Origin of the sequence: Ruminococcus flavefaciens ATCC 19208 (assembly GCF_000518765.1) — a bacterium.
Classification (GTDB): Bacteria; Bacillota; Clostridia; order Oscillospirales; family Ruminococcaceae; genus Ruminococcus; species Ruminococcus flavefaciens.
Genome location: NZ_KI912489.1, coordinates 268,312 through 291,089, shown reverse-complemented (window position 1 = coordinate 291,089; position 22,778 = coordinate 268,312). Strand labels below are relative to the sequence as shown.

The following is a 22,778-nucleotide window of genomic DNA, read 5'->3' as shown; positions in this document are numbered from 1 at the left end:
TATGAATGAAAATCAAGTTAAACTTCTTACATACTATTGCTTGTAAAAATCCACCTTGTGTGCTATAATAAGAATATAAAAATACGCATTGTCCGAAGATGAATAATACTGTCTTTCAAAAAAGACTTTAATGATTCTTTACACACATTGATTTTTATGGGGGAGCTGAAATATATGATTTTATTTGTAAACGCATGTGTCCGTGGCGGGCATTCCAGAACATTAAGACTGGCTGATGTATTACTCCAACAATTAAATAAACCGTTCACAGAGCTTGCTCTGTCAGATATCGCGTTTCAGCCTGTGGATTATGCATATATACAGACACGAGATATGTTGCTGTCAGAAGGTGCTTATATGCACCCAATGTTTGAGCTCGCACGGCAGTTTGCAGCCGCAGATACTATCGTGATAGCTGCACCGTTCTGGGATCTGTCTTTCCCTGCAATGCTAAAGCAGTATTTTGAACAGGTAAATGTAGCAGGTATCACCTTCAAATATACCTCTGAAGGCTATCCTGTTGGACTATGCAAAGCAAAAAAGCTGTACTATGTAACCACTGCCGGAGGTATGTTCTTCCCTGAAGAATATGGATTCGGATACATTCGTGCACTTGCAGAAAACTTCTATGGTATCAAAGACTGCACTATGTTCAAGGCAATCGGACTGGATATTGACGGTGCTGACGAAGAACAGATACTGCTGGAATGTGAAAAGAAAATCTGTGAAAGCATATAAATAATAAGAATATATTACTTCGAGTGCTAAACTGTTACAGTTTTTGTCGCTAAAGCAGAGCCCAAATACAATATCCCCAGAATGTTTTCATCCTGGGGATTCTTTTTATTCTGCGGCCTTTTTATGAGTATTGTCAAAGGTATTATTATCATCTAAACACCTTACTTCTCATAAAATGTTGGGAAATGCGTACTATTCTCAACAACTTCAAGATATCCGCACTTGCCGTCTGCATTCATAGGGTCATTCTTATCTTCGACAAAAACGACCTTTCTTCCCTCAACAGGATTTTGTTCCTCAGGCTTATCAGCATAAACCGACTTTGGATACTGTTTCTTTGCAATTCGACGCATCACTAAGTATGTAGCCCCCAGAACTATTCCTGTGGCTTTTGCCGCAGTTTTCAAATTTTTTAGTCTGCTCTTTCATTTTATCATTCCTCACTAACCTGACAATCTGTCAGAATACTTAACCACCCAATTTTAATCACACAGCAACACGAATCTCATGCTTGACTGGGGTATCACATATCTCGTTATACCCTGTTCGTGTTTTTTCATCAATCTCTGCTCTTGCCTTTACAACGCAGCCGCAGTTGATATGACATCCTTTATGGATAGTGCTATTATGATTTATAATAACACCTGCGGAAATAATGCATCCTGTCTCAACTACTACTTCCGTATGCACGACAGCCATAGGCTCAATAAATGAACCCATACCGATCTTGGCAGACGGCGAAACATATGCACGTTCGTGAATCAGACACGGTATATTGTACCCCATATTACGAAGTTCTTCGATGAGCTTTAATCGGAAATCTGAATTGCCTATAGCCACAACCGCAGAATCGTAAACATTGCTTAGATTTTCAAAGTCCCCCAACTTCCCCACTGCGATCGGATTGTTATCATCGAGGAAATCAATATGATCGTATTTCCTCATTGACTCGGCTATTTCCTTAGCCACCATTCCGTACTGTCCAGCGCCTAAAATAAGCAAGTTTTGCATACATATACCCCCTTAAAGAAGATTGTAGATTATTATATTTATGATCAAACTTTCAAGATGTAATAATGAAAAATTGATCATTTAAAGCATGATTGATTATTACGACTTATCAAAGTATATATCTATCTAAAATTTTATCAGAAAGCCCGATTATTTCAGGCTTTACCTTCTTTTTAAGCAAGTCCCAGTTGGGCTTGCGGTCACCGGTATTATGTGCATCGCTTCCGAAAGCAAATCTCTTTTCATCAGCTATGATACGCTTCACAAGCTTTCTCTCTTTCCAGCCTGCAAACGCTTCATTATTTATCTGCATTACAGCTTTTGTTGAAAGCAATTCCTCCATTTCTTCCTTACTGTAGTATTCAAGGTAACGATGAACGTGTGCCAGCATTACCTTTAAGTTAAACTCTGCGCCGATGTTGTATATTTCCTCAGACATCCATTTAGCATAAGCCCTATACGGCAGCTCCAGAAGTATCATTCGTGTGCCCTCAACAGCAAGCTTTTCGATATCGGGAAGTTCGGAAATACCATTTTCGACGGCTACCTCTGCACCGAGTCTAATATCTTTTATCACAGACTTGTCCCTGATCTTTTCAAAAGCAGCCTGTCTCTTTTTCAGAAACTCAGCTACTGATTTTTCGCGGTGTGCATAGAAATGTGAAGTGGCGACTATTCGCTCTACCCCTTGTTCCTTCATCATCTCTATCATCGCAAGTGATGTTTCCACATCTTTAGCCCCATCGTCGATCCCCGGAAGTATATGACAATGATACTCGGTCATTATTTCTTACCTTTCTTTTTCTTTGAATTGCTATTGTTTGTCTTTGCGGAAGAAGTTTCTTTCTTTACTGTTTCTTCTTTCACTTCCTCATCTGTATCTTCATCACCTGTCTCAGGCTTTGAACCATAATATCCATAGCCATAACCGCCGTAGCCGCCATAACCGTAGCCCTTCTTGTAGTAGTACTTGCTCTTGTACTTATACTTTGAATAATAGCCGCTCTTCTTCATCTTGATATCGTTCATGATAAATCCGAGCATATTCATCTTTGAGAATTCTATCTTCTTTATTGCATCTTCAGCATCTTCATTTGTTGTAACACCGTATCTGAGGACAACTACGATACCCGAAATATACTTTGCAAGCTCCATAGCGTCTGTAACTACATTTACAGGCGGAGTATCAATAAGTATCATTGAATATTCCTCGCTGAGCTTTTCAAGGATAACTCCCATATTTTCAGAAGCAAGAAGCTCCGACGGGTTAGGCGGTACAGGACCTGCTGTCATTACATCAAGGTTTTCCATAACATTCTTATGGATACATTCTTCGAGGCTGCACATTTTACTGATTGCAGAAGAAAGTCCCTTTTTGTTTTTAAGACCAAATACCTTATGCTGTACAGCCTTACGCATATCGGCATCTATAAGGAGTATCTTATTGCCGCCTTGTGCAAGAGCAATTGCTATATTAGCAGATGTTGTGGATTTACCTTCTCGCGGATTTGCAGAGGATACTGCAAATATCTTCTTATCCACAGTTGAAAGCGCAAAGCTTATATTTGTACGTATGGACTTGTAGCTTTCAACTACATTGAAGGGAACGGATTTATCCGTGAGCTTTACGTGCTCGTCCTCGTCGCTGTCCTTCTTTTTCTTTTCAACTCCGAAGGCTGCGATCTCACCGATGATAGGCTTCTTGAACTTATCTGCAACTGTATCTGTATCCTTGACTGTATTATCAAAGAAGTCAATAAGGAAGATTATCATACAAGTCAGCGCAAGTGCTGCCATAGCACCAAGTGCTGCGTTCTTCTTCATGTTAGGAGCTACAGGTGAGTTATATACCTTAGCTCTGTCGATAGTATTTATAGAACCTACGCCAACTGCTTCCTCAACGTAGCTCGGAGCAACCTCCGTAAGGTCGTTACACAAAGCTGCAGCTACCTCTGCATTCTTTGTAGTGGAAACGATCTTTACTGCTGATGTATCCTGAACTGAGCTGATAGAATAACAGTCACGAATAGATGAAGGTGATATCTTTCCATCGATCATACCGAAGTTTTTGCTTAAAGTGTCTGCATCGAACTGAGTCAGCAGCTTATCGCCTACAGCGTTCATTACTGCATCATCTTTCAACACTTCCATATATGTATTTACAAGCTGCTTTGAATTGCTTATATTGTTCTGCTGATTGGCATTTTCTGTTATACCTGTATAACTCTGGACATACATCGAAATATGGGAAGAATATTTCAGCGGCATTACAAATTTTGAGTAGCAGAAAGCTGCCGCACCGCCAATTATAGTCACAATAATAAGCAGCCACAATTTGCTTAAAAGTAGTGAAATGATGTCCTTGATAGAGTAGCCATTATCCATTTTTTAAAGTTCCTTTCCGTCGCTGAATTATATTATTATTTCATTTACACAAATCCGAAGTGATTTTATCATTAGTAAAAAGATTATCCGATTATACAAATAGTAGATTTGCCAGACTGTTTATAATTTTTTTATATGATGTGATATGATTAATGATACCACATTTTTGCCAGTTTTACAAGAACTATCGGCAATTTTTGTCAATCATCAACAATTATTTTTTTATTCTGTTCTGTTTATGCACATTTGCTATATCTTTTTCGCGTTTCAATTTAAATTTTCGTATATTTGTTGTATGATAATACAGACGGTAAAGCCACTTTTTCAACACTTCGTTTTGGATATGTTAATGAATTACATATTTGATAAATTTTATTGTCTCTTAAGTGGTAATATCAAACAAATGTTATTATGATTTTCCTCCCATTTGTAAACATGGTTAAATCAATAAAATAATAACCGTTTTTTCCATTTGCTTTTATATGCCATATCGGGCGGTAAAAGCTCCGATAAGATAAAAAAAGGACTTCCTAATTGAAAGTCCCTTTTCTCTGTTTTTCAGAATGCTTTTTGAATGTCCTTCATATTTCCAAGAATAAGCATGGCGTCATCAGCATTCAGCACCATATCAGGCGTCGGCAAAACCAGCTGATCCTTGATTCGCACTGCTATTATATTCAGATTGTGCTTTTTGCGTATGTCAAGCTCGGCTATGGACTTGCTACACCACGCTTTTGGCACACTGACCTCATAGATATAAAGATCACGGTCAAGCTGGAATACATCAAGAATATCGTCTAAGGCTTCCTTTGTCGCAAGTCTTACAGCAGTCTGCTTTTCAGGATATACTGTTTCGTCAGCCCCGTTGCGAAGGAGGAATTTCTCCTGTACATCATTCTGAGCACGGGAAATAACTTTTTTAGCTCCGAGATCTTTCAGTAAAGCAGTAGTTTCAAGTGAATCCTGAAAGCTGTCACTTATCGTTACGATACAAACATCATAATCAGGAATTCCGAGAGAGCGCATAAAATCTGCATTTGTGCTGTCTCCTATCTGAGCATTTGTTACAAACGGCAATATTGTATTTATACGCTCCTCATTGCTGTCGATCGCCATTATCTCACAGCGAAGCTGTGCCATTCGCTTTGCTATATGTATGCCAAACTGACCTGCACCGATTATCAAAACTGATTTCATATTTTTTCTCCTTTATATTTATTATCCTATTATCCGACAGTTACTTTTTCCTGTGGGAGCCTTGAGACGTCATTATTTGAAGCGAATGCGGCATATATCAGCGTCAAGCCGCCCACTCTTCCTGCAAACATAAGTACCATAAGAATAATATGCGAAGGTAAAGAGAGCGATGTGGTTATTCCGACAGTCAGACCTGCTGTTCCCAGTGCAGAACCGGTTTCAAACAAGCAGCTTGTAAGCGGCAGGGATTCTATAAGGCTTAACGCGATACCTGTTGAAAGTGAAAGCGAGATGTACATAAATAGTATAGCACCTGCGGTACGGATAGTGTCAGGGGAAACACGGCGGTTAAAGCATTCCACATCGTTCTTTCGCCTGAAAACGCTCATTGCCGAGAGAAACAGTACCGCTATGGTCGATGTTTTCATTCCTCCCGCAGTTGAACCCGAGCAGCCGCCGATAAGCATAAGTACTGTCATAAATATTGCACTTGTTTCGCGCATAACGGAAAAGTCAGATGTATTGAAGCCTGCTGTTCTTGCCGTTACAGACTGGAATGAAGAGTGAAGTATCCGCAGTTTTAACGGTTCATCTGAGTATTCTGAAAAAAAGAAGAATATGGCAGGCAGAAGCAGCAATACTGCCGTTGCAGAGAGCACGATCTTAGTCTGCAAACGATACTTCCTGAAGTGATGACGATGCTGAATAACATCGTCCCATGTAAGGAATCCGATGCCTCCTATGATTATAAGCAGCATAATAACTGTATTGACATATATATTGCCGCCGTAAGTGGTCAGTGATGAAAAGGGTTCCCTGACTCCCATAAGATCGAATCCCGCATTACAGAATGCGGATACCGAATGGAACAGTGAATACCAGATACCTTTTACGGCTCCGAAATCACGGCAGAATACAGGATATAACAGTGCCGCACCTGTCAGTTCAAATATAGCCGTCATTTTGAGAATGAATTTTGTCAGACTGAGAATGCCTCCGACCTGAGGTGCTGAAATAGAATCCTGCATCATACCGCGGAAGCCCAATCCTATCTTTTTGCCTGATAGCCTTGTTATTATCAGACCTATTGTAATAACGCCCATACCGCCTATCTGTATCATAGTCAGCACTACTGCCTGACCGAATAAAGACCAGTGTGTTGCTGTATCTTTAACTATCAGACCTGTAACACAGGAAGCTGAAACAGCTGTGAACAGCGTATCCTTAAACGGCGTTACTGTACGGCTTCGTGATGATATCGGAAGCATGAGCAAAAGAGCTCCCGTAAGAATAAGTATAACGAAGCCAAGACTTATTACTCTGAATGAATTGTGATTATTACCGGATCTTTTCGTTTTTTCCTTTTTCATATAATATCTCCGAATTATAGCAGTTTATAAATTTCCCGATGTGTATTTTTACAGCTTAAATATTATACCATAGACAACGAATTTTTGCAATTGTATAATGACAAGCTCACTTTGTAGATGTGAACAAATAATCTTGACATATACAGCACAATAATATATAATAATATCACAAATGCAGATAAAAAGGGAGGGAATATCATGCATAAAAAAAATTATAAGAAGATCGTTGCAGGACTAATGGCAGCTGTAATGATCGTACCAACCACTGTCATTATATCACAGCCGCAGGAAGCATATGCTTATGAGCTCCTTGGAGAGACCTCATTTTCTCATAAGATGCTCCCCTGGCATACTGTGGAGACAAGCCCTGCAAGGCAGGAATTTGAACTCGATGACGGAACTGTACACATCAAGATCTTAGTACCGGAAGGTGCCGAAAAGGAAAGATGGGATCTTCAGTTCAGACACAGGAGCCTCGATTTCAAAAAGGGGCATGAGTACAAGGTAAGCTTCAAGGTAAAGGCGAATCGTAAGGGTATAGAAATGTACTCCTTTATCGGTGATCTCAGCGACAGCGAGGAATACTTTGTGCTTGACGGTTCGACAAACGATATGCATATGGGTCCCCATATGGACGGTCAATGGCCGCAGAGCGCTGCAAAGCTTACGACTGAATGGCAGACTTATGAGGGAATATTCAAACCCTCGAATGATGTCGAATCTGCTCAGTGGACCTTCCAGTATGCAAAGGGTATGAAGTATAGCGGAAATGCTAAGGAAGGCGATGAGATCTGGTTCGATGATATGTCCATTGAGGATCTGACAGATGACACAACAAATCCGCCTGTATATAACTACGGCTATACCGCCCGCGGTTTCAGCGGACTTGAGAATAACTTTATATCTGTTAATCAGCTCGGATATTACAAAGGTCTTGAAAAGATCGCTGCCTTTGGCGATAATTACGGAGATTTCACCTACGGTGCGAAGTACTTCAAGCTCGATCAGACCTATGACTATGAGATAGTAAGAGTTTCAGATGATACCGTTGTTTATACAGGCAAAACAGGTGCTCCGAAGAAGGACAAGGATTCGGGCGATAATGTAAGTATTATCGACTTTTCCGAGTTCAACGAGGTCGGTGAGTACTATATCCGCATCAAGGACAAGGAATGGAGATCATTCCCGTTTAAGATAGGTACTGATATTTACAGCGACAGCGAACACAATATGCTGACCAATGCGCTCAATTATTTCTATCAGAACCGTTCAGGTGCAGATATAGAGTCAAAATATATCACATCAGGTGAAAAAGATAAACTCGCACACGCAGGCGTTCATAAGACAGAAATGGGCTATGTTCAGACTAAATGGCAATTTGAATATCTGTCAGATTATGAAGCGACCAATTACTATGCTTCTTCAAAGCTTGATGCAACGGGAGGCTGGTATAAAGCCGACGACCACAGCAAGAATATGACAGAGGGCGGTATTTCGCTATGGACGCTCCAGAATATGTATGAGCGTGCAACCTATTCACAAGACGGGATCAAAAAATTTGCTGACGGCTCGGGCACTGTTGTTGTTCCAGAATCGGGCAATAACTACCCCGATATCCTTGACGAATGCAGATATGAGCTCGATTTTATGTCGCGCATGAAGGTGCAGCCCGATGAGAAAACATGGGGTAAATATTCGGGTATGTATTATCACAGCATAACCGACCACAGGTGGCGCAGTCTTACCAACAGACTTGATTACATCGGTTATGAGGATATCCGTATCATTAAGCCGCCAACATTTGCGGCAACCCTGAATTATGCTGCCTGTGCGGCGCAGGGAGCGAGACTTTGGGCACAATATGACGCTGAATATGCAAATAAGCTCCTTGAAAGTGCTAAAGAGGCATATCAGGCATACAAGTTAAACTGGTATGAGGCAGCATCTGATGAATATTATAACATAGTATCATTCTATGCTCCTCAAAATCTGTGGAAGGGAACGAATGAATCCCCTGAAACTGAGGTCTCAGCTGATGCATACTGGGCAGCCTGTGAGCTTTATATCACTTCAAAGTTAATGGAAGATGAAGATGCCTCTAACTACCTTGCTGAGCTTTCCGAATATAAAGACGCATTCAAGTTCTATCCAAGGATATATGGCGCATCAAATAATAATTATGATGATTCCTTCACATTTTTCAACTGCGAAAGCGGAGCCGCAGCAGGTTCTATGTCACTGCTGATGCATAAGGATCTGCTCACAGTTGAACAGAATGAGATGCTGAAAAAAACACTTCTTGAAACTGCAAATGATTTCATTGATGAAGAAGAAAGCCAGGGCTATGGTATCCCGTATAAGTATGACGGTCCCGGTTATAATGACCCAAGCGCTTTCAGTCCTATAATATATTATAAGGGTTTTGAATATGATTCTAATGGACGCGCTTTGAATAATATGATCGCTATGGCTTATGCATACGACATAACAGGTGATGATAAATACCTGAACGGCGTGGCAAGAGGTATGGACTATCTTCTCGGCAACAATCCTATGTCATACTCATTCATTTCGGGCTATGGTTCTTACTGTACAAAGAATCCTTCACATGAATACTGGCAGCATGAGATAGACAAGTCTCTGCCTCAGGCACCCGACGGAGTTATCGTAAGCGGTCCGACTGCAAAGGCAGTTGACCTATATGTGAAGGCTATGGGAATGGGATATGGACATCCGGATGATCCTTCCGAGAGATTTTATGCTGATTCCGTAGAATCATGGTCTACCAATCAAGCTTCTCTCAGCAACAATGCTTCTCTTGCATGGATAGTATCATTCCTTCAGGACGAAGCCTCCACAGAACCTGCTGCTAAGCCTGCATCGGGAGATGTTGATGCCAGCGGCGAATTCAATATATCCGATGTGGTCATCTTCCAGAAGTGGCTGCTCGGCTATAAGAATTATCCTATTGCCGACTGGAAGGCTGCTGATTTCTGCGCCGACGGTAAGCTTGACATATTTGACCTTACATACATGAAGAAAGAGCTTGTCAAGAATAGCTTCAAAGATTGTGTCATGCCCGATAATGGTCTGTATTATGGTACGCCGCTAATTGTTGTTGAAAACGGACTTGAACTTCGTCTTGGTCCTGATGAAAGCTATGAAGTTATAAATACTATCCCTGCGCAGACACGACTTTATGAGAATGGATACAATAAGGATAACAACGATTGGCTGTTTACTTCATATAAAGGAAGGTATGGCTGGATAAAAACTGTCAAGGAAGATAATACAAGTACTATCCGTTATGATGCTGTTGCCGCCAAGCCTGTAATTTACCTCTACCCCGAAGAGGAGACAGATGTTCATGTTGAGCTTGAGCTTACAGAAGCAGAGCTGTCAACAACTTACCCGAAGTACAATAACGGCTGGGACGTAACAGCTTCTCCCGACGGTACACTTATCAACAAGGCTGACAGCACACATCACAAATATCTCTTCTGGGACGCAGTAAACTGCCGTACAAGATTCGACTTCTCTGAGGGCTTCTGCGTTGCAGGAAAAGATACCGAGAGTTTTCTCAGGGAAAAGCTCACATATATGGGACTTACCGAGGAAGAAATGAACGAATTCATCGTATACTGGCTGCCACTTATGGAGCATAACAAGTATAATCTCATATCCTTCCAGAGTGACGCTTATACAGATTCCGCAAAGCTGAATATTACACCAACTCCAGAAAGTCTGCTCCGCATATTCATGGCTTATGTTCCTCTTGAAGAAGCCGTGGATATCGAGCCTCAGCAGCTTGAGACCTTTGAGAGAAAGGGCTTTACGGTTGTTGAATGGGGCGGCAGTGAGATAAAATCGTAAACATACAAGAAATCTTAATATAAACAAATATCCGCCTGTAAAAAATACAGGCGGATTTCTTTATAATGCTGATAATATTATTTCAACAGTACCTTACGCAAACGAACAAGATCAAATATGTCAGCTTCCTCGTCCTCATTCAGATCTGCAAGTCTGAACTGAGCTTTTGTGATGTTTTCAGCTCCGCGGAGATATTTGCTCATCAGGAGCAGATCGGCTACATTAACTGTCCCGTCCATGTTAATATCACCCTGTTCATACTCGGCTTTTCTGAATGTACATACCAGAGAGACCGCCTTATCAGCGGTAACTGTTATGGTATCGGAATCAGAGCTTACAGCTCCCGACCAGCCTGCAAAAACATATCCCTCGGCAGGCTTTGCCGTGATAGCTACCTTTTTGCCGCTCTCAAAGGAGCCCGTCCAGACATTACCCGAAAATGCAGTGTCTGCATTTTCGACGGAAATCTCACCCATTCCCTGTCTTGTTACGGTAACAGTCGCACCGTTCTTTGAGATACCGAGGTAATTCTGCATGTCCTCAACAGCATACTCTCCGCGCCTGTTGAAGAAAGTCCTCATTTTCTCCATTTCATTGTGATAGTAGCTTTTCTGCTCTGAAAGATAGCTGCTGTAGCCCGAACGTGGCCTGCCGCTGTTCCAGCGCCATGCGGTCAAGGTCATATAGTCCATATATCTGTTCTCCTCGTCATCAAGCTCTGCGATCATTTTTGAGGGTTCAAACACAGAATAGGCATAGGAATAAAACTTGTCTGCAAACTGCTGTTTGAAGTCAGGATTCTGTAAAAGTCCTATAAATATAGATGTAGGGATATCCTCTTTTGCACTGTCCATTTTGCGGAAGCTGTCGTACTGATAGCCCTCAACTCCGCCAAAGCTCTGATAGGTAAGTCCTACAGAATAGTCAAAGTCAAATGAGCCGAAACGCCATTTCCCGTCGCTGTAAGGATTGCCTTCAATTGCTTCGCCGCTGTTTCTCCACATGAGATAGTTGTAGTTCGGCCAGTCCCATGTACCGAGATAGAGCCCCGCACAGTAACAGTCTATCAGACTCTCGATATCTATTTTTGAAGCCACATAGTTATAGTTCTCGGGAGATGACATGATGTGCTTCTGACAAAACTCACCAAGCAGTTCAAGCTCATCAAGGTCTTCGTCTGTGCCCTCCTCTACTTCTCCGTTCTTTATCATAACGACATTTTCAGATGGAACACCATAGTTTGTCTGTATGTAATAGTCCGAGGATTTTTCCATTATCTCATACATTCCCCAGAGCTCACCGTCAATGAACAGCATACATCTGTCACTGTCATAGGCAGCAAGTGCAGGCAGGTCGCGGAGAGATGAATGCACCACACGCTCCCTCATTCTGTCTGCCCAGCTTACAGCTCTGAGGCTGAAAGAATCATAGCGCTTGATGGTCTTGCCGTCAACGGCTGAATAATTATCATCTATCAGCTTGTAATCAAGCTTTGAATCACCGTATTCGCTCCTTGCATAAACATTGAAGCTCTTGGTCTGGCTGTTCCTTGTAGAAGCTCCTTTAATACGTATTCCCATTTTCTGTGTAAAGCCAAGCTCTCCATTCTTAAAATATGTAATGTCAGCTTCCCGCTCCCATTCCTTTCCCTTTGAAAAGAAATTCGCAATATTATCCGTATCCCATTCGCTTTTTCCGCGGTCATACTGTGGACTGTTCTTCCAGTTGATATACTGCTGACCTGCAACATAAATACCTTTATCCTTATCGAAAAGGTTGTCGGGATCTGTAACAAGGGAAACTACGGGAATACCTGAATAGTACGCAATTTTATCATCGCTCATTACAAAGAAAGTTTTTGTGGCAATGCGGCTGAAAGTACCATCAGCAGACTTTGAGACTGCCCTTACTATAGTCGCCTTGTCGAACTTCTCGGTATTTGCGTCGTACCTCTGCTTCAGGGTTATGGAATAAGGACTGTTGTCCTCATGCTGATATTTGCTGTACACGTTATCGTCAGCGCTCCTGTCATACATAGGTATCGCACCGCTGTACAGCTTTGCCGTAGAAGAAGTTGTGGGGTCAGAACCATCAAGAGTGTAATAGACAGCCTCGGACGAGGAGATAGTGAGTTCATTTACATCATTCACACTGTAAAAGCCCGATTCAAGCGAAAAAACAGGCTCGGCAACCGCAGAGCGGTTAGCGGAGGCAGGAGTCGCAGCCATTACCGAATAGCTGCCGCTTCCATCAGGTGAACAGCCGTATGTTTCGTCCTCAGCAAGGGCAGGAACAACAAGCTTCTGCACTACACTTCCGTCGGGAGCTGAAAGTACAAGCGTTTCCCCTGATTTGCTGATACCAAAGCCTGTATTAAGCTCGGTCATACCATCTGCATTTTTATTTGCAACAACAAGCAGATAAAAACCTTTTTTTATCACAGTGCCTGACGGAAAAACATATTTAAACGGAGCGTCTGCACTGTCAGAAAGCCCGAAGCCTGACAGATCAATATCCGAACTGCCGGCGTTATAAAGCTCTATCCAGTCCGAAGCTCTTCCGAGACTGTCGGTAAAGCTGCTCTTATTCTGTGTACAGACCTCGTTTATGCACAGTCCACCCGTGCTCTGCGCCGCTAATGCAGGTTTTGTTACGCAGGGCATTGCGACCAGCAGCAATGCAGTAACAAAGCTCCCTATTTTTTTAAAAATTTTCATAAAAATACCCCTCTCTGTATTTAATGATAAACTTATTATAGCATATTCAACATTGTAATTCAATGTGTTTTGTGCATTTTCAATAGCTAATAATTCAGGAGCATTTTTGGTAAAGGTGTATACTCCCGTCATTTCAATAAGTAATAAAAGCCGATCAAATACATATTTATTGTAAATAAATATTTTATTTTAACTGTATATCTTTTCCTACCCGATGCACATTCAGACATGAGTCATTCTTTTTACAGATGCATCAGAAAGCGAATGTCCTTTATATTTTATAGTTAAATATCAAAAATTGTAAAAAGTACTTGACAAACAGAGATATATTTGATACAATATAATTGCAATCAACATATGAGTAAGGAGCGATAAAATGGGATACGACTACAAGGAAGCAATGAAGCTTGAAAATCAGCTGTGTTTTCCGCTTTATGCGGCAGCAAGGGCTGTAACGGGAGCATACACTCCTTATCTGAAAGCACTTGATCTCACCTACACACAGTATATCGTTCTGTTGGTTCTATGGGAAAAGGACGGCGTTACAGTGGGTGAGATATGCAAAAAGCTTATGCTGGACAGCGGAACTCTTTCTCCGCTGCTGAAAAAGATGAAAACTCTCGGATATATTGAAAAGCAGCACAGTACTGCCGATGAACGCGCAGTTCTCATTTATCTGACCGAGCAGGGCAAGGCATTACAGGAAAAGGCAAAGGATATCCCCTTTAAGGTGGGACAGTGCGTTAAGCTCGCTCCCGAAAAGGCAAAGCAGCTCTATTCGCTGCTTTATGAATTACTTGGTACAAACAGTGACGATCTTGGATAATTTGAAAGGAGCCTTTACTATGAATACAGTGTACGATTTTACAGTTAAAGACCGCATGGGAAATGACGTAAAACTCAGCGATTACAGCGGAAATGTACTGCTGATAGTCAATACTGCCACAGGCTGCGGATTTACTCCACATTATGAGCCGCTTGAAGCTATGTACCGCGACCTGCATGATAAAGGCTTTGAGATACTTGATTTTCCCTGCAATCAGTTCGCAAATCAGGCTCCGGGAAGTGCCGACGAGATACAGTCCTTCTGTAAGCTGAAATATGGTACGGAGTTCCCGCAGTTTGCAAAAATAGACGTAAACGGCGAAAATGCTGATCCGCTTTTTGCGTATCTGGCTGCTGAGAAGCCTTTTGTTGGCTTTGGCAAGGGCATAAAAAACGCCGCACTCAGTAAGTTTACTGAGCTGAATAACAAGAAATTCGGAGATAAAGCGTATATAAAGTGGAATTTCACAAAGTTCCTCATAGACAGAACAGGCAAGGTCATTGCAAGATTTGAGCCTACTGCCGATATGAAAGAGGTAAGAAAGGCTGTAGAAGAATTGTTGAGGTGATATTATGGGCGAAAAATTTGATTTACAGGAATACCTCATCAAAGGTGTTGAAGGAGTTGTATCCGAAGCAATAAAAGCTACACTCAGAAACCCGAAGGAAAGTGCATTTATGCTGAAATTTGCCGCTGCCAGCCGTACAGCTTCAAAGAAGCGTCGAAAGGCTGAGGATAATGGCGAGCATATCCCGCCGTTCCTTATTGCAAGTATCACGAGCAAGTGCAATCTTCACTGTGCAGGCTGTTATTCACGATGCAATCACGCAACAGTAGACACCGAACCTGTAAGGCAGCTCACCGATGAGGAGTGGCAGAAGGTGTTCGATGAAGCCGAGGAGCTTGGTATCAGCTTTATCCTGCTGGCAGGCGGAGAGCCGATGCTGAGACGCGGTGTTATTGAAGCGGCAGGAAAGAAGCCGAATATCCTGTTTCCTATCTTCACAAACGGCACATACCTTGATGAAAAATACTTGGAGCTGTTCGACAAATGCCGCAATCTCATACCCGTAATGAGTATTGAGGGCAGCCGTGAACTGACAGACGAAAGGCGCGGCGAAGGCATTTACGACAGGCTTATCGCCAATATGGACGAGATAAAAAAGCGCGGACTGATTTTCGGTGCGTCTGTGACGGTCACTACAAGGAATTACAGGGAAGTTACCTCACAGGCATTTTTGGACAGTCTTGCAGAAAAAGGCTGTAAATTGATCATATTTGTGGAGTATGTCCCTGTGACTGAAGAAAGCCGCGAGCTTGCTCCCACAGATACCGAGCGCGAATTTATGCAAAGTGAGATAATACGGCTGAGGGAAACACGCCCCGAAATGGTATACATATCGTTCCCGGGCGATGAGAAAAGCTCAGGCGGCTGCGTTGCCGCAGGCAGAGGCTTCTTCCATATCAATTCCCACGGAGGAGCAGAACCCTGTCCGTTCTCACCTTACTCAGACATCAACGTAAGAGACAGCTCTCTGAAAGACGCGATGAATTCGCCGCTGTTCATAAAGCTGAGAGATGAAGGCTATCTGCTGGAAGACCATGAAGGAGGCTGTATCCTCTATGAAAAGCGCGAGCTGGTTCAGCAGATAATCAACGGATAAAAAAGGAGGAAAAACTATGAAAGGTATCATCATTTTATTAGTTATCTGTGCAGTGTGCGTATGCTGCTGTTTTACTCACCGCAGAGTAATAAGAGCACTTATCAAGCATGAACCTATGCCTCCTGCTCCGAAGTGGCATTTCTGGTGCAAAAACAAGCGGAGCTGAATACAGGATCTGAAACTACCAAAAACTTTAAGCGCATATTGAAAGTCCGTGAGCCATAATATCCTTATGATAATAAATAATTACTGTCTTGGGAAATTAAAAAGACAGAAACGAGGGGCTCAACGGACTTTCAATATGCGCCCGTTATATATAATATTTCATAGTAATTGAAAAGCAATATTTTTCAATTACTATTATTTTTTTTGCTGAACACTAATTTGTTTTTATACTGTTCCAGTATCTCCGAAAGCGGCTTTTCAGGCTTCAAAGAAAGGAGAAACCGCGGCTTGCGCTGTTTGAAGCCCTCTTGTATATATTTTTTCAGGGATTCCAGACGTATTACGATCTGATTTTCATCAGCAAAATTGCTTATATAATTCATAATATGGGTTGAGTAGGCTAAGTCAATAACAAATATCCCGTAAAAGAAACCAATCCCAAATGAAAAAGCAAGGTTGTGGGACAGCCATTCTAAGGCATTCAATGTATGAGGGTGTATCAGAAAATAATACACTGCACTTAAAAACATCCAGTAAAATGAATACTGAGGACATATTATCCCATTGATATTCCACTTGCAGTCAAAGTAGTCCCAAAGGCGTATATGGGCAACAGATAGCATGATAGTTCCGATAAGATATTCCAAAGCTGTAATTGCTATGGCCATAAGAGCAAATAGTATTAGTTTTTCGACCCATTCTCGTTTTACAGGTATCGTATGTTCAAGCTGAGTGAGTAAATATAATATGCACAGGCTGAATCCGTAAAGCGGCAGGCAGGGACCTGTAAGAAATCCGGGATTTGCCCATTTCTTCTGCGTCACAAATCTTCTGTAGAGGACCTCAAGTCCCCAGCCAAGCATACTGCCGATAGCAAAGAGAAATGTTAAGGTCAGAAATATATTCAATGCTTATCATCCTTCTTAATATATTTGGCATACCATATAATTGCTATAATTGAGATCAAAACGAATAAAACTACAGATACAAGAAATGCAGGAGATGTTGGCTTAGACAAGTTATCACACATGATCGTGGAGATCACTATATTCGGCAGCATTCCCAATATACTGCCAAGAAGATATTCTTTAAAATTCGCCTTTACTGCGCCGAAATACATACTTACTGCCTCTAATGGCAGAAATAAAAGAGTCCTCAGGAAGAAACTGAAAAAAATAATATTTTTGCTCTGATGTTCAATAAGCAGCGATAGCTTATTGTTTTTTCGTACTATCTTTTTTACAGCTTCGGTACCGTAAAAACGTCCCATGATATAGCCTACGGCAAAGCTTATTGCCGAACCTGCAAGATTGATGAAGAAGGCAGGTATTATCGAAAACTGCATTCCGACAGTTATTTGCAAGACCTTATACGGAAAAATGATCGAAACTGTTTTGAATGCATAGAGCATGAGCATTGCAAAAGCAGAAAGAAGCTGATTTTTCGGAGAATATTCAGCTATTGCCGAAGCTGACATATAATTTCGGTTGCCTATCAGTAAAAGAAATAATACTATCCATATAACAGCTGAAAGTATTTTTGCATATTTTATTATCTGTTCTTTTCTGTTCATACTGTTTTCAGCTGTATCGTTTATAGTTTTCACTTTTCAGGAAAAACAAGTATCGTATTGACAGCAGATTTATTCGGCTGATTCATTTTCATATAAAGCTTTTCTTCTCTTTTTGACCTTATGAGTATGTATCTGTAAAGATGCGATCTCACATAACATATCTCCCCATAAGCCGATACTGATAATTATTATTGCAGCAGCACAAAATATACCCATTTTTCTTACTCTCCTTATCATGTTTTCCTCCGAAAGCTGTTTTAAAGATATTCATATCCCTGAATATTTTTTCGATACTTGACATACACCTCATGTGTATATTATAATACAAGTGAGCAAAAAAGTGAACGGACATTTTTGATATAATATATGGAATTTGCCACACTTTACTTTTAAACCGAGTATTATACCTCATATTGATGATAATTTGTAGAAAGGTGAGCTTGATGAACGAGGATAAAAAAATCGACAGAAGAATACTCAAGACCAAAAGAGCCATTCGCAATTCCTTTGCAGAATTGCTCTCCGAAAAAGATCTTAATTCAATTACGGTAAGTGATGTTGCAAATAAAGCTGATATAAACAGAAAAACATTCTATAACTACTATAGCGGGGTATATCAGGTCATTGATGAGATCGAGAATGAATTGATCTGCCTGTTCGACAATGAAATAAACGACATTGACTTTCAGGAGGCAATGAAAAATCCGCAGCCTATCTTTGAAAAGCTGACGGATATAATAAACAGCGATATTGAGTTTTACGGTTATCTTATGAAATCCAACGGAAGTATCAGTCTTGTCAGCAAAATTTCCGAGCTGCTGAAGAGAAAGGTCAAGAATGTGTTTGCTAAGCAGATAAGCATTTCCGAGCCAAAGCTTGACCTGATAGTTAATTATTCCATAAACGGTATGTTGAGTGCATATCAGGAATGGTTCAATTCGGACAGAAAATATCCTTTGGATAAGTTCTCCAACGATGTCGGCACTATAACATTCAAAGGAATAAATGGTTTGGTTTAATTCTTTGAAGTATACATAATTACAGTTTGATGTAAAAGCAGCATACCAAGCAAAACAGCACCCGCGAGAGAGCTGCTTATTTCATATCGTTATAATACCTTTTTGCAGTATGCAGTTATTTTCATTGATATTAGCAATCGTCTTAATATTTAAAAGTGAGCGGTTGCTGAATAACAGAGACGTTGCCGCAGTTGTAATGATACTTTTTGTCGGCAGGAACAAGTCTTTTTTCTTTTTCAACAAGTTTTTAAGCTCTTTGTTCCCTCAATTTTATGCAAAGTCAGTGATTGTAAATTCAGTCTTTTCCAATATAAAAGATTTCTAATATAAATGTCCCCGCAATTGCGGGGACTTTCTGTATCATTTTTCATAAGTTTTAAATCTATGGCGAAACTAAGCTAAATCAGAATCCATCTTTTAAAGCGCATTCCAATTTTCTATTCCTTTTATTTCTCGATCCTATCAAGAAAATCTACGATAATTTCTGCCACATCGTCCGGACGCTGGTCATAAATGCAGTGTATCCCAGGCAGCAGCACCAGCTCGCAGTTTCCCAGTTTATCAAGATATGGCTGCAATTCAGTATCACGATAATTTTTCAACCATTCCATATCATAGAATATGTCCGGAGCCTTTTTGTATTCTTTTCCCACGAATTCACATTCCTGCTGCTCCCAGGCTTGCCATTCGTCTACTTCTTCTTTGGTCTGAAATCCGTGAGCACAAATATATACCTTTGGGACATCATTTGTTTTGATTTCATTAAAGGCAGTATCGCAGATCTCGTTTGAATGCTCCTCTTCATAGGCAAAAGCATGGTTAAATGTATTGTGCAGATTCAATGCTTCGGAATACTTTCGCTGTTCGTCCGTATAATTCATGCCGGGGGTCACAGACTTTAATACAAATGACTTTGCAAGTCTTACCAGCCCAATTTTATTTGCAGCAACAGCAGCCCGGTTCTCGATAGCACTGCCTTCCGTAAGATCACATTTTCCATCAAGCAATGTACCGTCAAGGAAAACTACGCCTTCTATCTCTTCGGGATATTTGCTTACCCAATATGTGGCATAAGCACCTCCCATTGAATGCGGAAGCAGTATATACGGTGCTTTGATACCGGCATTTTTGAGTGCTGCACGATAGTCGTTAACAACGCTCTCAACTGTCAGCGGTTCCTTTGTATCGTCGCTGAGCCCATAGCCCGGGCGGTCAACAACCACTATCCTATTCTCATCGGTGAAACCGCCCATAAGACGGTTCATTCTGATACTGTAATCAAATGTTCCTCTGCCCGACATTCCAACAAACGTATGCCTGCCGTTTTTATTTCCGAAATCATATACATTCAGGGAATAGTCGCCGACTGACACGGGATTATAGTAGCCTGCTTCTTTGAGCATTTCTGTCTCCTTATTTGTCTTAATGCGGTGAATGATGAATGTGATCAGAGTGAACAACAAAAGAAGAATCAGTAATATCAGCAATATCCTTCCTGTGATCTTTAATGCTTTTTTCATTAGAGTATAACCTCCAAATTTCGATTTATCATAGTAACCTATGTACTATTCATATTATACACTGCACTATCGCCCAAAGTCAAGAAAGCCATATGAACAAGTCCCCACAGCTTCGTAATGCCATTAAGCTTGTGACATTTCTGTTTATCGTCAGATGACGTTCATGATATATCGTGAACAACAAGCATTCTGCGTTTACATCACCACTGCCATTATAAGAAATATGCATCATACGAATCTGCAATTCATGACACTGTCAATAATGACGGTGAGTTTAATATATCCGATATCGTAATATTTCAAAAATGGCTGCTTGGAGTATCAAATGCAGAATTAGCGAACTGGAAAGCTGCTGATCTCTGCGATGACGACAGGCTCGATATTTTCAATCTGTGCCTTATGCGGCGTATGTTGATAGAACTATGATCATATATCAACAATTTTTAAGCTATTTCTGTGCTTTCCTGCTTAAGGAGTTTTTTAACTAAATAAAACTAACAATCCCGAAGGCAGTCATCAGATGAACTGCTTTCGGGATTGCTTTATATTTTTAATGACGACGATATGCACCTTTTTAAATATTATACGGTAGGTTTTTATCAATACGCATCTCTCTCAAAACATTTTCACTTCAGCATTTTAATTTGATAATCATTCTCAATTGTGAAAATCATGTGAAAAATATTGTGAAAGTATTGACATTCACATTGGATATGATATAATAATCAAGGTCAATATGATAATGATAATCATTTTCAAATTAAAAGAACAGAGGTGAAAACATGGGTTCTTACAATACTCCCCAAAAAGAAAGAATATTATCATTTCTTTGCTTGAATATAGACAAGGAATTAACTGTACATGAGATCATAGAAGGTATAACGAATGAATCGCCAAATGAAGATCCGATAGCTGAAAGCACAGCATACCGTATAATGAATAATCTTACTCAGCTCGGATTAACCAGTAAAAAAACAGATAGTAACCGTGAATTCCGATATAGGCTTTGCAGTAACTTTGATATTTGCTGCAAGTACTATGTCAAATATTACAACTCTAATTTCTCTGAAGGTTGAACTTCTGAATTGAATGATAATTATCGTTACAGGACACAAATAATACATATCATTCAATTTGGAGGTTCATATCCTATGTTTAAGAAAAGAACTATAACAGCAATACTCAGTATTGCTGTGGCGGCTGCAAGCTTTACAGGATGCAGCTCAGATAATAACAGATCTTCTGATAGCACTGCCGTTAAGGCAACCGTTTCATCTCCCGATGCTTCAAAGTCATATAACGTAGTTTGTACTATTTTCCCTGAGTATGACTGGGTAAAGGAAATAATCGGCGACAATGCCGACAATGTTGATATTACATATCTTCTCGACAGCGGCATTGATCTTCACAACTATCAGCCAACGGCAGATGACATAATGAAGATAACAAGCTGCGACCTGTTTGTGTATGTGGGCGGTGAGTCTGATGAATGGGTAGAGGATGCACTTGCTAATGCGACTAATCCTGATATGAAGGTCATAAATCTTATGGTAGTTCTCGGTGATTCGGCAAAGCTCGAGGAACTCAAGGAAGGTATGCAGGAAAATGAACATGAACACAAGACGGATTTTGATGATTCGGAAGTAAAAGACAGAACTCTTGCTGAATGGAACGGCAGCTGGCAGTCTACATATCCTCTTCTGCTTGACGGTTCTCTTGATGAGGTGTGGGAGCATAAAGCAGAAGATGACGATACAATGACAGCTGAGGACTATAAAAATAAGTACACAACTGCATATGAAACAGATGCTGTTACTATAAATATCAAAGCTCCGGAGATCGAGTATGTTGCAGCCGATAAAACTATAAAGGCTGATTATGAATACAGCGGTTTCTATATAAGAACAAAAGACGATGGCTCAAAGCAGGCAAGATACAAGTTTGAGAAAAAGTCGGGAGACGATGAGGCTGCAAAGTATATCGTATTCAGCGATCATAATATTGAGCCTTCCGAACCTGAGCATTTCCACCTTTACAGCGGCAATGACGGATTTGATACTCTTGTTGAGGAGGGAACTCATTTCCCCACATATTACCCGACATCGCTGAGTGCAGAGGATATTGTTGAAGAGATGACAGGCGGACATGATCACAGTCATGACCATGAGGAAGATGAAGAGGAATATGACGAGCACGTCTGGCTTTCTCTCAAGTACGCAAAGGTGTTCTGTGCCGAGATAGAACGCAAGGTATCAGAGATAGATCCTGCAAACGCTGACACCTACAAGAGCAACTACGACAAATACATCATGCAGCTCAACTACCTTGATTCTGATTTTGAAACACTCTTTGCAGCTGCCAAGGAAAAAACTCTTGTTTTCGGCGACAGATTCCCGTTCCGTTACTTTGTAGATGATTACGGTCTTGATTATTTTGCTGCATTTATCGGCTGCTCAGCTGAATCCGAAGCAAGCTTTGAGACTATCAAGTTCCTTTCCGATAAAGTCAAGGAACTTAATTGCAATACTGTTTTCACGCTCGAAAACTCAAACAAGGATATCGCAAACGCTATTATCAGCAGCTCAGGCAATAAAAATGTAAAGATCGCAGAGCTCAATTCGCTCCAGTCAGTTTCCAAGAGCGATATAAACAGCGGTGCAAGCTATATATCCCTTATGCAGAAGAACTACGACGTTCTTGCAGGCGTTATGAAATGAGGT

20 protein-coding genes are annotated in these 22,778 nt (G+C 40.9%); 9 read left to right on the top strand and 11 right to left on the bottom strand.

The features are described from left to right. Window positions 1-156: 156 nt before the first annotated feature. Window positions 157-738: an NAD(P)H-dependent oxidoreductase gene (locus L870_RS0108090; protein WP_028517713.1), complete on the top strand. Its 582-nt coding sequence runs from the start codon at window positions 157-159 to the stop codon at window positions 736-738. A 161-nt stretch (window positions 739-899) separates the two neighbouring features. On the opposite strand, the gene L870_RS0108085 is transcribed toward L870_RS0108090, so the two are convergent. The 6 genes from L870_RS0108085 to L870_RS0108060 all read right to left on the bottom strand — a co-directional run bounded on the left by L870_RS0108085 (window position 900) and on the right by L870_RS0108060 (window position 6,701). After that, window positions 900-1,145, bottom strand: a complete 246-nt coding sequence (locus L870_RS0108085) for a hypothetical protein (RefSeq protein ID WP_207637716.1) — start codon at window positions 1,143-1,145, stop codon at window positions 900-902. A gap of 79 nt (window positions 1,146-1,224) precedes the next feature. Further along, entirely contained in the window at window positions 1,225-1,749 is a 525-nt protein-coding gene (locus L870_RS17100) for a PglD-related sugar-binding protein (RefSeq protein WP_155250164.1), read from the bottom strand. Window positions 1,750-1,858: 109 nt separating this feature from the next. Beyond that, window positions 1,859-2,533 (bottom strand): CpsB/CapC family capsule biosynthesis tyrosine phosphatase, encoded by a 675-nt coding sequence (locus L870_RS0108075; protein ID WP_242836497.1) that lies wholly within the window; start codon window positions 2,531-2,533, stop codon window positions 1,859-1,861. After that, window positions 2,533-4,134 (bottom strand): tyrosine-protein kinase domain-containing protein, encoded by a 1,602-nt coding sequence (locus L870_RS19005; protein WP_080676394.1) that lies wholly within the window; start codon window positions 4,132-4,134, stop codon window positions 2,533-2,535. Before L870_RS19005 ends, L870_RS0108075 begins: the two co-directional genes overlap by 1 nt. A gap of 558 nt (window positions 4,135-4,692) precedes the next feature. Further along, on the bottom strand, window positions 4,693-5,331 hold the full coding sequence (locus L870_RS0108065; RefSeq protein WP_028517710.1) for a potassium channel family protein: 639 nt from the start codon (window positions 5,329-5,331) through the stop codon (window positions 4,693-4,695). A 29-nt stretch (window positions 5,332-5,360) separates the two neighbouring features. Further along, window positions 5,361-6,701, bottom strand: a complete 1,341-nt coding sequence (locus tag L870_RS0108060; protein ID WP_028517709.1) for a TrkH family potassium uptake protein — start codon at window positions 6,699-6,701, stop codon at window positions 5,361-5,363. Window positions 6,702-6,899: 198 nt separating this feature from the next. Between L870_RS0108060 and L870_RS18515 the strand changes: the two genes are divergently transcribed. Continuing rightward, window positions 6,900-10,574, top strand: a complete 3,675-nt coding sequence (locus L870_RS18515) for a glycoside hydrolase family 9 protein (RefSeq protein WP_028517708.1) — start codon at window positions 6,900-6,902, stop codon at window positions 10,572-10,574. 77 nt (window positions 10,575-10,651) lie between these two features. Here the strand turns inward: L870_RS18515 and L870_RS0108050 are convergent, their stop codons facing one another. Further along, window positions 10,652-13,291: a CotH kinase family protein gene (locus tag L870_RS0108050; RefSeq protein WP_028517707.1), complete on the bottom strand. Its 2,640-nt coding sequence runs from the start codon at window positions 13,289-13,291 to the stop codon at window positions 10,652-10,654. Window positions 13,292-13,667: 376 nt separating this feature from the next. Here L870_RS0108050 and L870_RS0108045 point away from each other — a divergent pair, with 376 nt between their 5' ends. The 4 genes from L870_RS0108045 to L870_RS19270 are packed head-to-tail and all read left to right on the top strand — an operon-like array spanning window position 13,668 to window position 15,947. Then, on the top strand, window positions 13,668-14,117 hold the full coding sequence (locus tag L870_RS0108045; RefSeq protein WP_028517706.1) for a MarR family winged helix-turn-helix transcriptional regulator: 450 nt from the start codon (window positions 13,668-13,670) through the stop codon (window positions 14,115-14,117). Between the two features lie 19 nt (window positions 14,118-14,136). Further along, window positions 14,137-14,685, top strand: a complete 549-nt coding sequence (locus L870_RS0108040; RefSeq protein ID WP_028517705.1) for a glutathione peroxidase — start codon at window positions 14,137-14,139, stop codon at window positions 14,683-14,685. 4 nt (window positions 14,686-14,689) lie between these two features. Further along, a complete protein-coding gene (locus L870_RS0108035) occupies window positions 14,690-15,781 on the top strand; it encodes a radical SAM/SPASM domain-containing protein (RefSeq protein WP_028517704.1) in 1,092 nt (363 codons plus the stop codon). 16 nt (window positions 15,782-15,797) lie between these two features. Next, complete coding sequence (locus tag L870_RS19270) at window positions 15,798-15,947, top strand: hypothetical protein (protein WP_155250163.1); 150 nt, start codon at window positions 15,798-15,800, stop codon at window positions 15,945-15,947. A 184-nt stretch (window positions 15,948-16,131) separates the two neighbouring features. Here the strand turns inward: L870_RS19270 and L870_RS17085 are convergent, their stop codons facing one another. From L870_RS17085 to L870_RS19265, 3 genes are all read right to left on the bottom strand, one after another. Next, a complete protein-coding gene (locus L870_RS17085) occupies window positions 16,132-16,854 on the bottom strand; it encodes a putative ABC transporter permease (RefSeq protein WP_037271647.1) in 723 nt (240 codons plus the stop codon). Next, window positions 16,851-17,519, bottom strand: a complete 669-nt coding sequence (locus L870_RS0108020) for a TVP38/TMEM64 family protein (protein ID WP_028517703.1) — start codon at window positions 17,517-17,519, stop codon at window positions 16,851-16,853. Before L870_RS0108020 ends, L870_RS17085 begins: the two co-directional genes overlap by 4 nt. Before the next feature lie 69 nt (window positions 17,520-17,588). Further along, on the bottom strand, window positions 17,589-17,756 hold the full coding sequence (locus L870_RS19265; RefSeq protein ID WP_155250162.1) for a hypothetical protein: 168 nt from the start codon (window positions 17,754-17,756) through the stop codon (window positions 17,589-17,591). Between the two features lie 206 nt (window positions 17,757-17,962). Between L870_RS19265 and L870_RS0108010 the strand changes: the two genes are divergently transcribed. Next, window positions 17,963-18,538, top strand: a complete 576-nt coding sequence (locus L870_RS0108010; RefSeq protein ID WP_028517702.1) for a TetR/AcrR family transcriptional regulator — start codon at window positions 17,963-17,965, stop codon at window positions 18,536-18,538. A gap of 446 nt (window positions 18,539-18,984) precedes the next feature. Here L870_RS0108010 and L870_RS18510 read toward each other — a convergent pair whose 3' ends face one another. Next, window positions 18,985-20,058 (bottom strand): alpha/beta fold hydrolase, encoded by a 1,074-nt coding sequence (locus L870_RS18510; protein WP_051411473.1) that lies wholly within the window; start codon window positions 20,056-20,058, stop codon window positions 18,985-18,987. Window positions 20,059-20,840: 782 nt separating this feature from the next. On the opposite strand from L870_RS18510, the gene L870_RS20150 reads away from it, so the two are divergent. Both L870_RS20150 and L870_RS0107995 read left to right on the top strand, forming a co-directional pair. Further along, window positions 20,841-21,134, top strand: coding sequence for a transcriptional repressor (locus L870_RS20150; protein WP_028517701.1), 294 nt, complete (start codon window positions 20,841-20,843; stop codon window positions 21,132-21,134). 75 nt (window positions 21,135-21,209) lie between these two features. Next, window positions 21,210-22,775, top strand: coding sequence for a metal ABC transporter solute-binding protein, Zn/Mn family (locus tag L870_RS0107995; protein WP_028517700.1), 1,566 nt, complete (start codon window positions 21,210-21,212; stop codon window positions 22,773-22,775). Window positions 22,776-22,778 lie beyond the last annotated feature (3 nt).

Coding starts and splice junctions, on each gene's coding strand:
- L870_RS0108090 (WP_028517713.1), top strand. CDS start 157: ATGGGGGAGCTGAAATATATGATTTTATTTGTAAACGCATGTGTCCGT.
- L870_RS17100 (WP_155250164.1), bottom strand. CDS start 1,749: ATGCAAAACTTGCTTATTTTAGGCGCTGGACAGTACGGAATGGTGGCT.
- L870_RS0108075 (WP_242836497.1), bottom strand. CDS start 2,533: ATGACCGAGTATCATTGTCATATACTTCCGGGGATCGACGATGGGGCT.
- L870_RS19005 (WP_080676394.1), bottom strand. CDS start 4,134: ATGGATAATGGCTACTCTATCAAGGACATCATTTCACTACTTTTAAGC.
- L870_RS0108065 (WP_028517710.1), bottom strand. CDS start 5,331: ATGAAATCAGTTTTGATAATCGGTGCAGGTCAGTTTGGCATACATATA.
- L870_RS0108060 (WP_028517709.1), bottom strand. CDS start 6,701: ATGAAAAAGGAAAAAACGAAAAGATCCGGTAATAATCACAATTCATTC.
- L870_RS18515 (WP_028517708.1), top strand. CDS start 6,900: ATGCATAAAAAAAATTATAAGAAGATCGTTGCAGGACTAATGGCAGCT.
- L870_RS0108050 (WP_028517707.1), bottom strand. CDS start 13,291: ATGAAAATTTTTAAAAAAATAGGGAGCTTTGTTACTGCATTGCTGCTG.
- L870_RS0108045 (WP_028517706.1), top strand. CDS start 13,668: ATGGGATACGACTACAAGGAAGCAATGAAGCTTGAAAATCAGCTGTGT.
- L870_RS0108040 (WP_028517705.1), top strand. CDS start 14,137: ATGAATACAGTGTACGATTTTACAGTTAAAGACCGCATGGGAAATGAC.
- L870_RS0108035 (WP_028517704.1), top strand. CDS start 14,690: ATGGGCGAAAAATTTGATTTACAGGAATACCTCATCAAAGGTGTTGAA.
- L870_RS19270 (WP_155250163.1), top strand. CDS start 15,798: ATGAAAGGTATCATCATTTTATTAGTTATCTGTGCAGTGTGCGTATGC.
- L870_RS0108020 (WP_028517703.1), bottom strand. CDS start 17,519: ATGAACAGAAAAGAACAGATAATAAAATATGCAAAAATACTTTCAGCT.
- L870_RS19265 (WP_155250162.1), bottom strand. CDS start 17,756: ATGATAAGGAGAGTAAGAAAAATGGGTATATTTTGTGCTGCTGCAATA.
- L870_RS0108010 (WP_028517702.1), top strand. CDS start 17,963: ATGAACGAGGATAAAAAAATCGACAGAAGAATACTCAAGACCAAAAGA.
- L870_RS18510 (WP_051411473.1), bottom strand. CDS start 20,058: ATGAAAAAAGCATTAAAGATCACAGGAAGGATATTGCTGATATTACTG.
- L870_RS20150 (WP_028517701.1), top strand. CDS start 20,841: ATGGGTTCTTACAATACTCCCCAAAAAGAAAGAATATTATCATTTCTT.
- L870_RS0107995 (WP_028517700.1), top strand. CDS start 21,210: ATGTTTAAGAAAAGAACTATAACAGCAATACTCAGTATTGCTGTGGCG.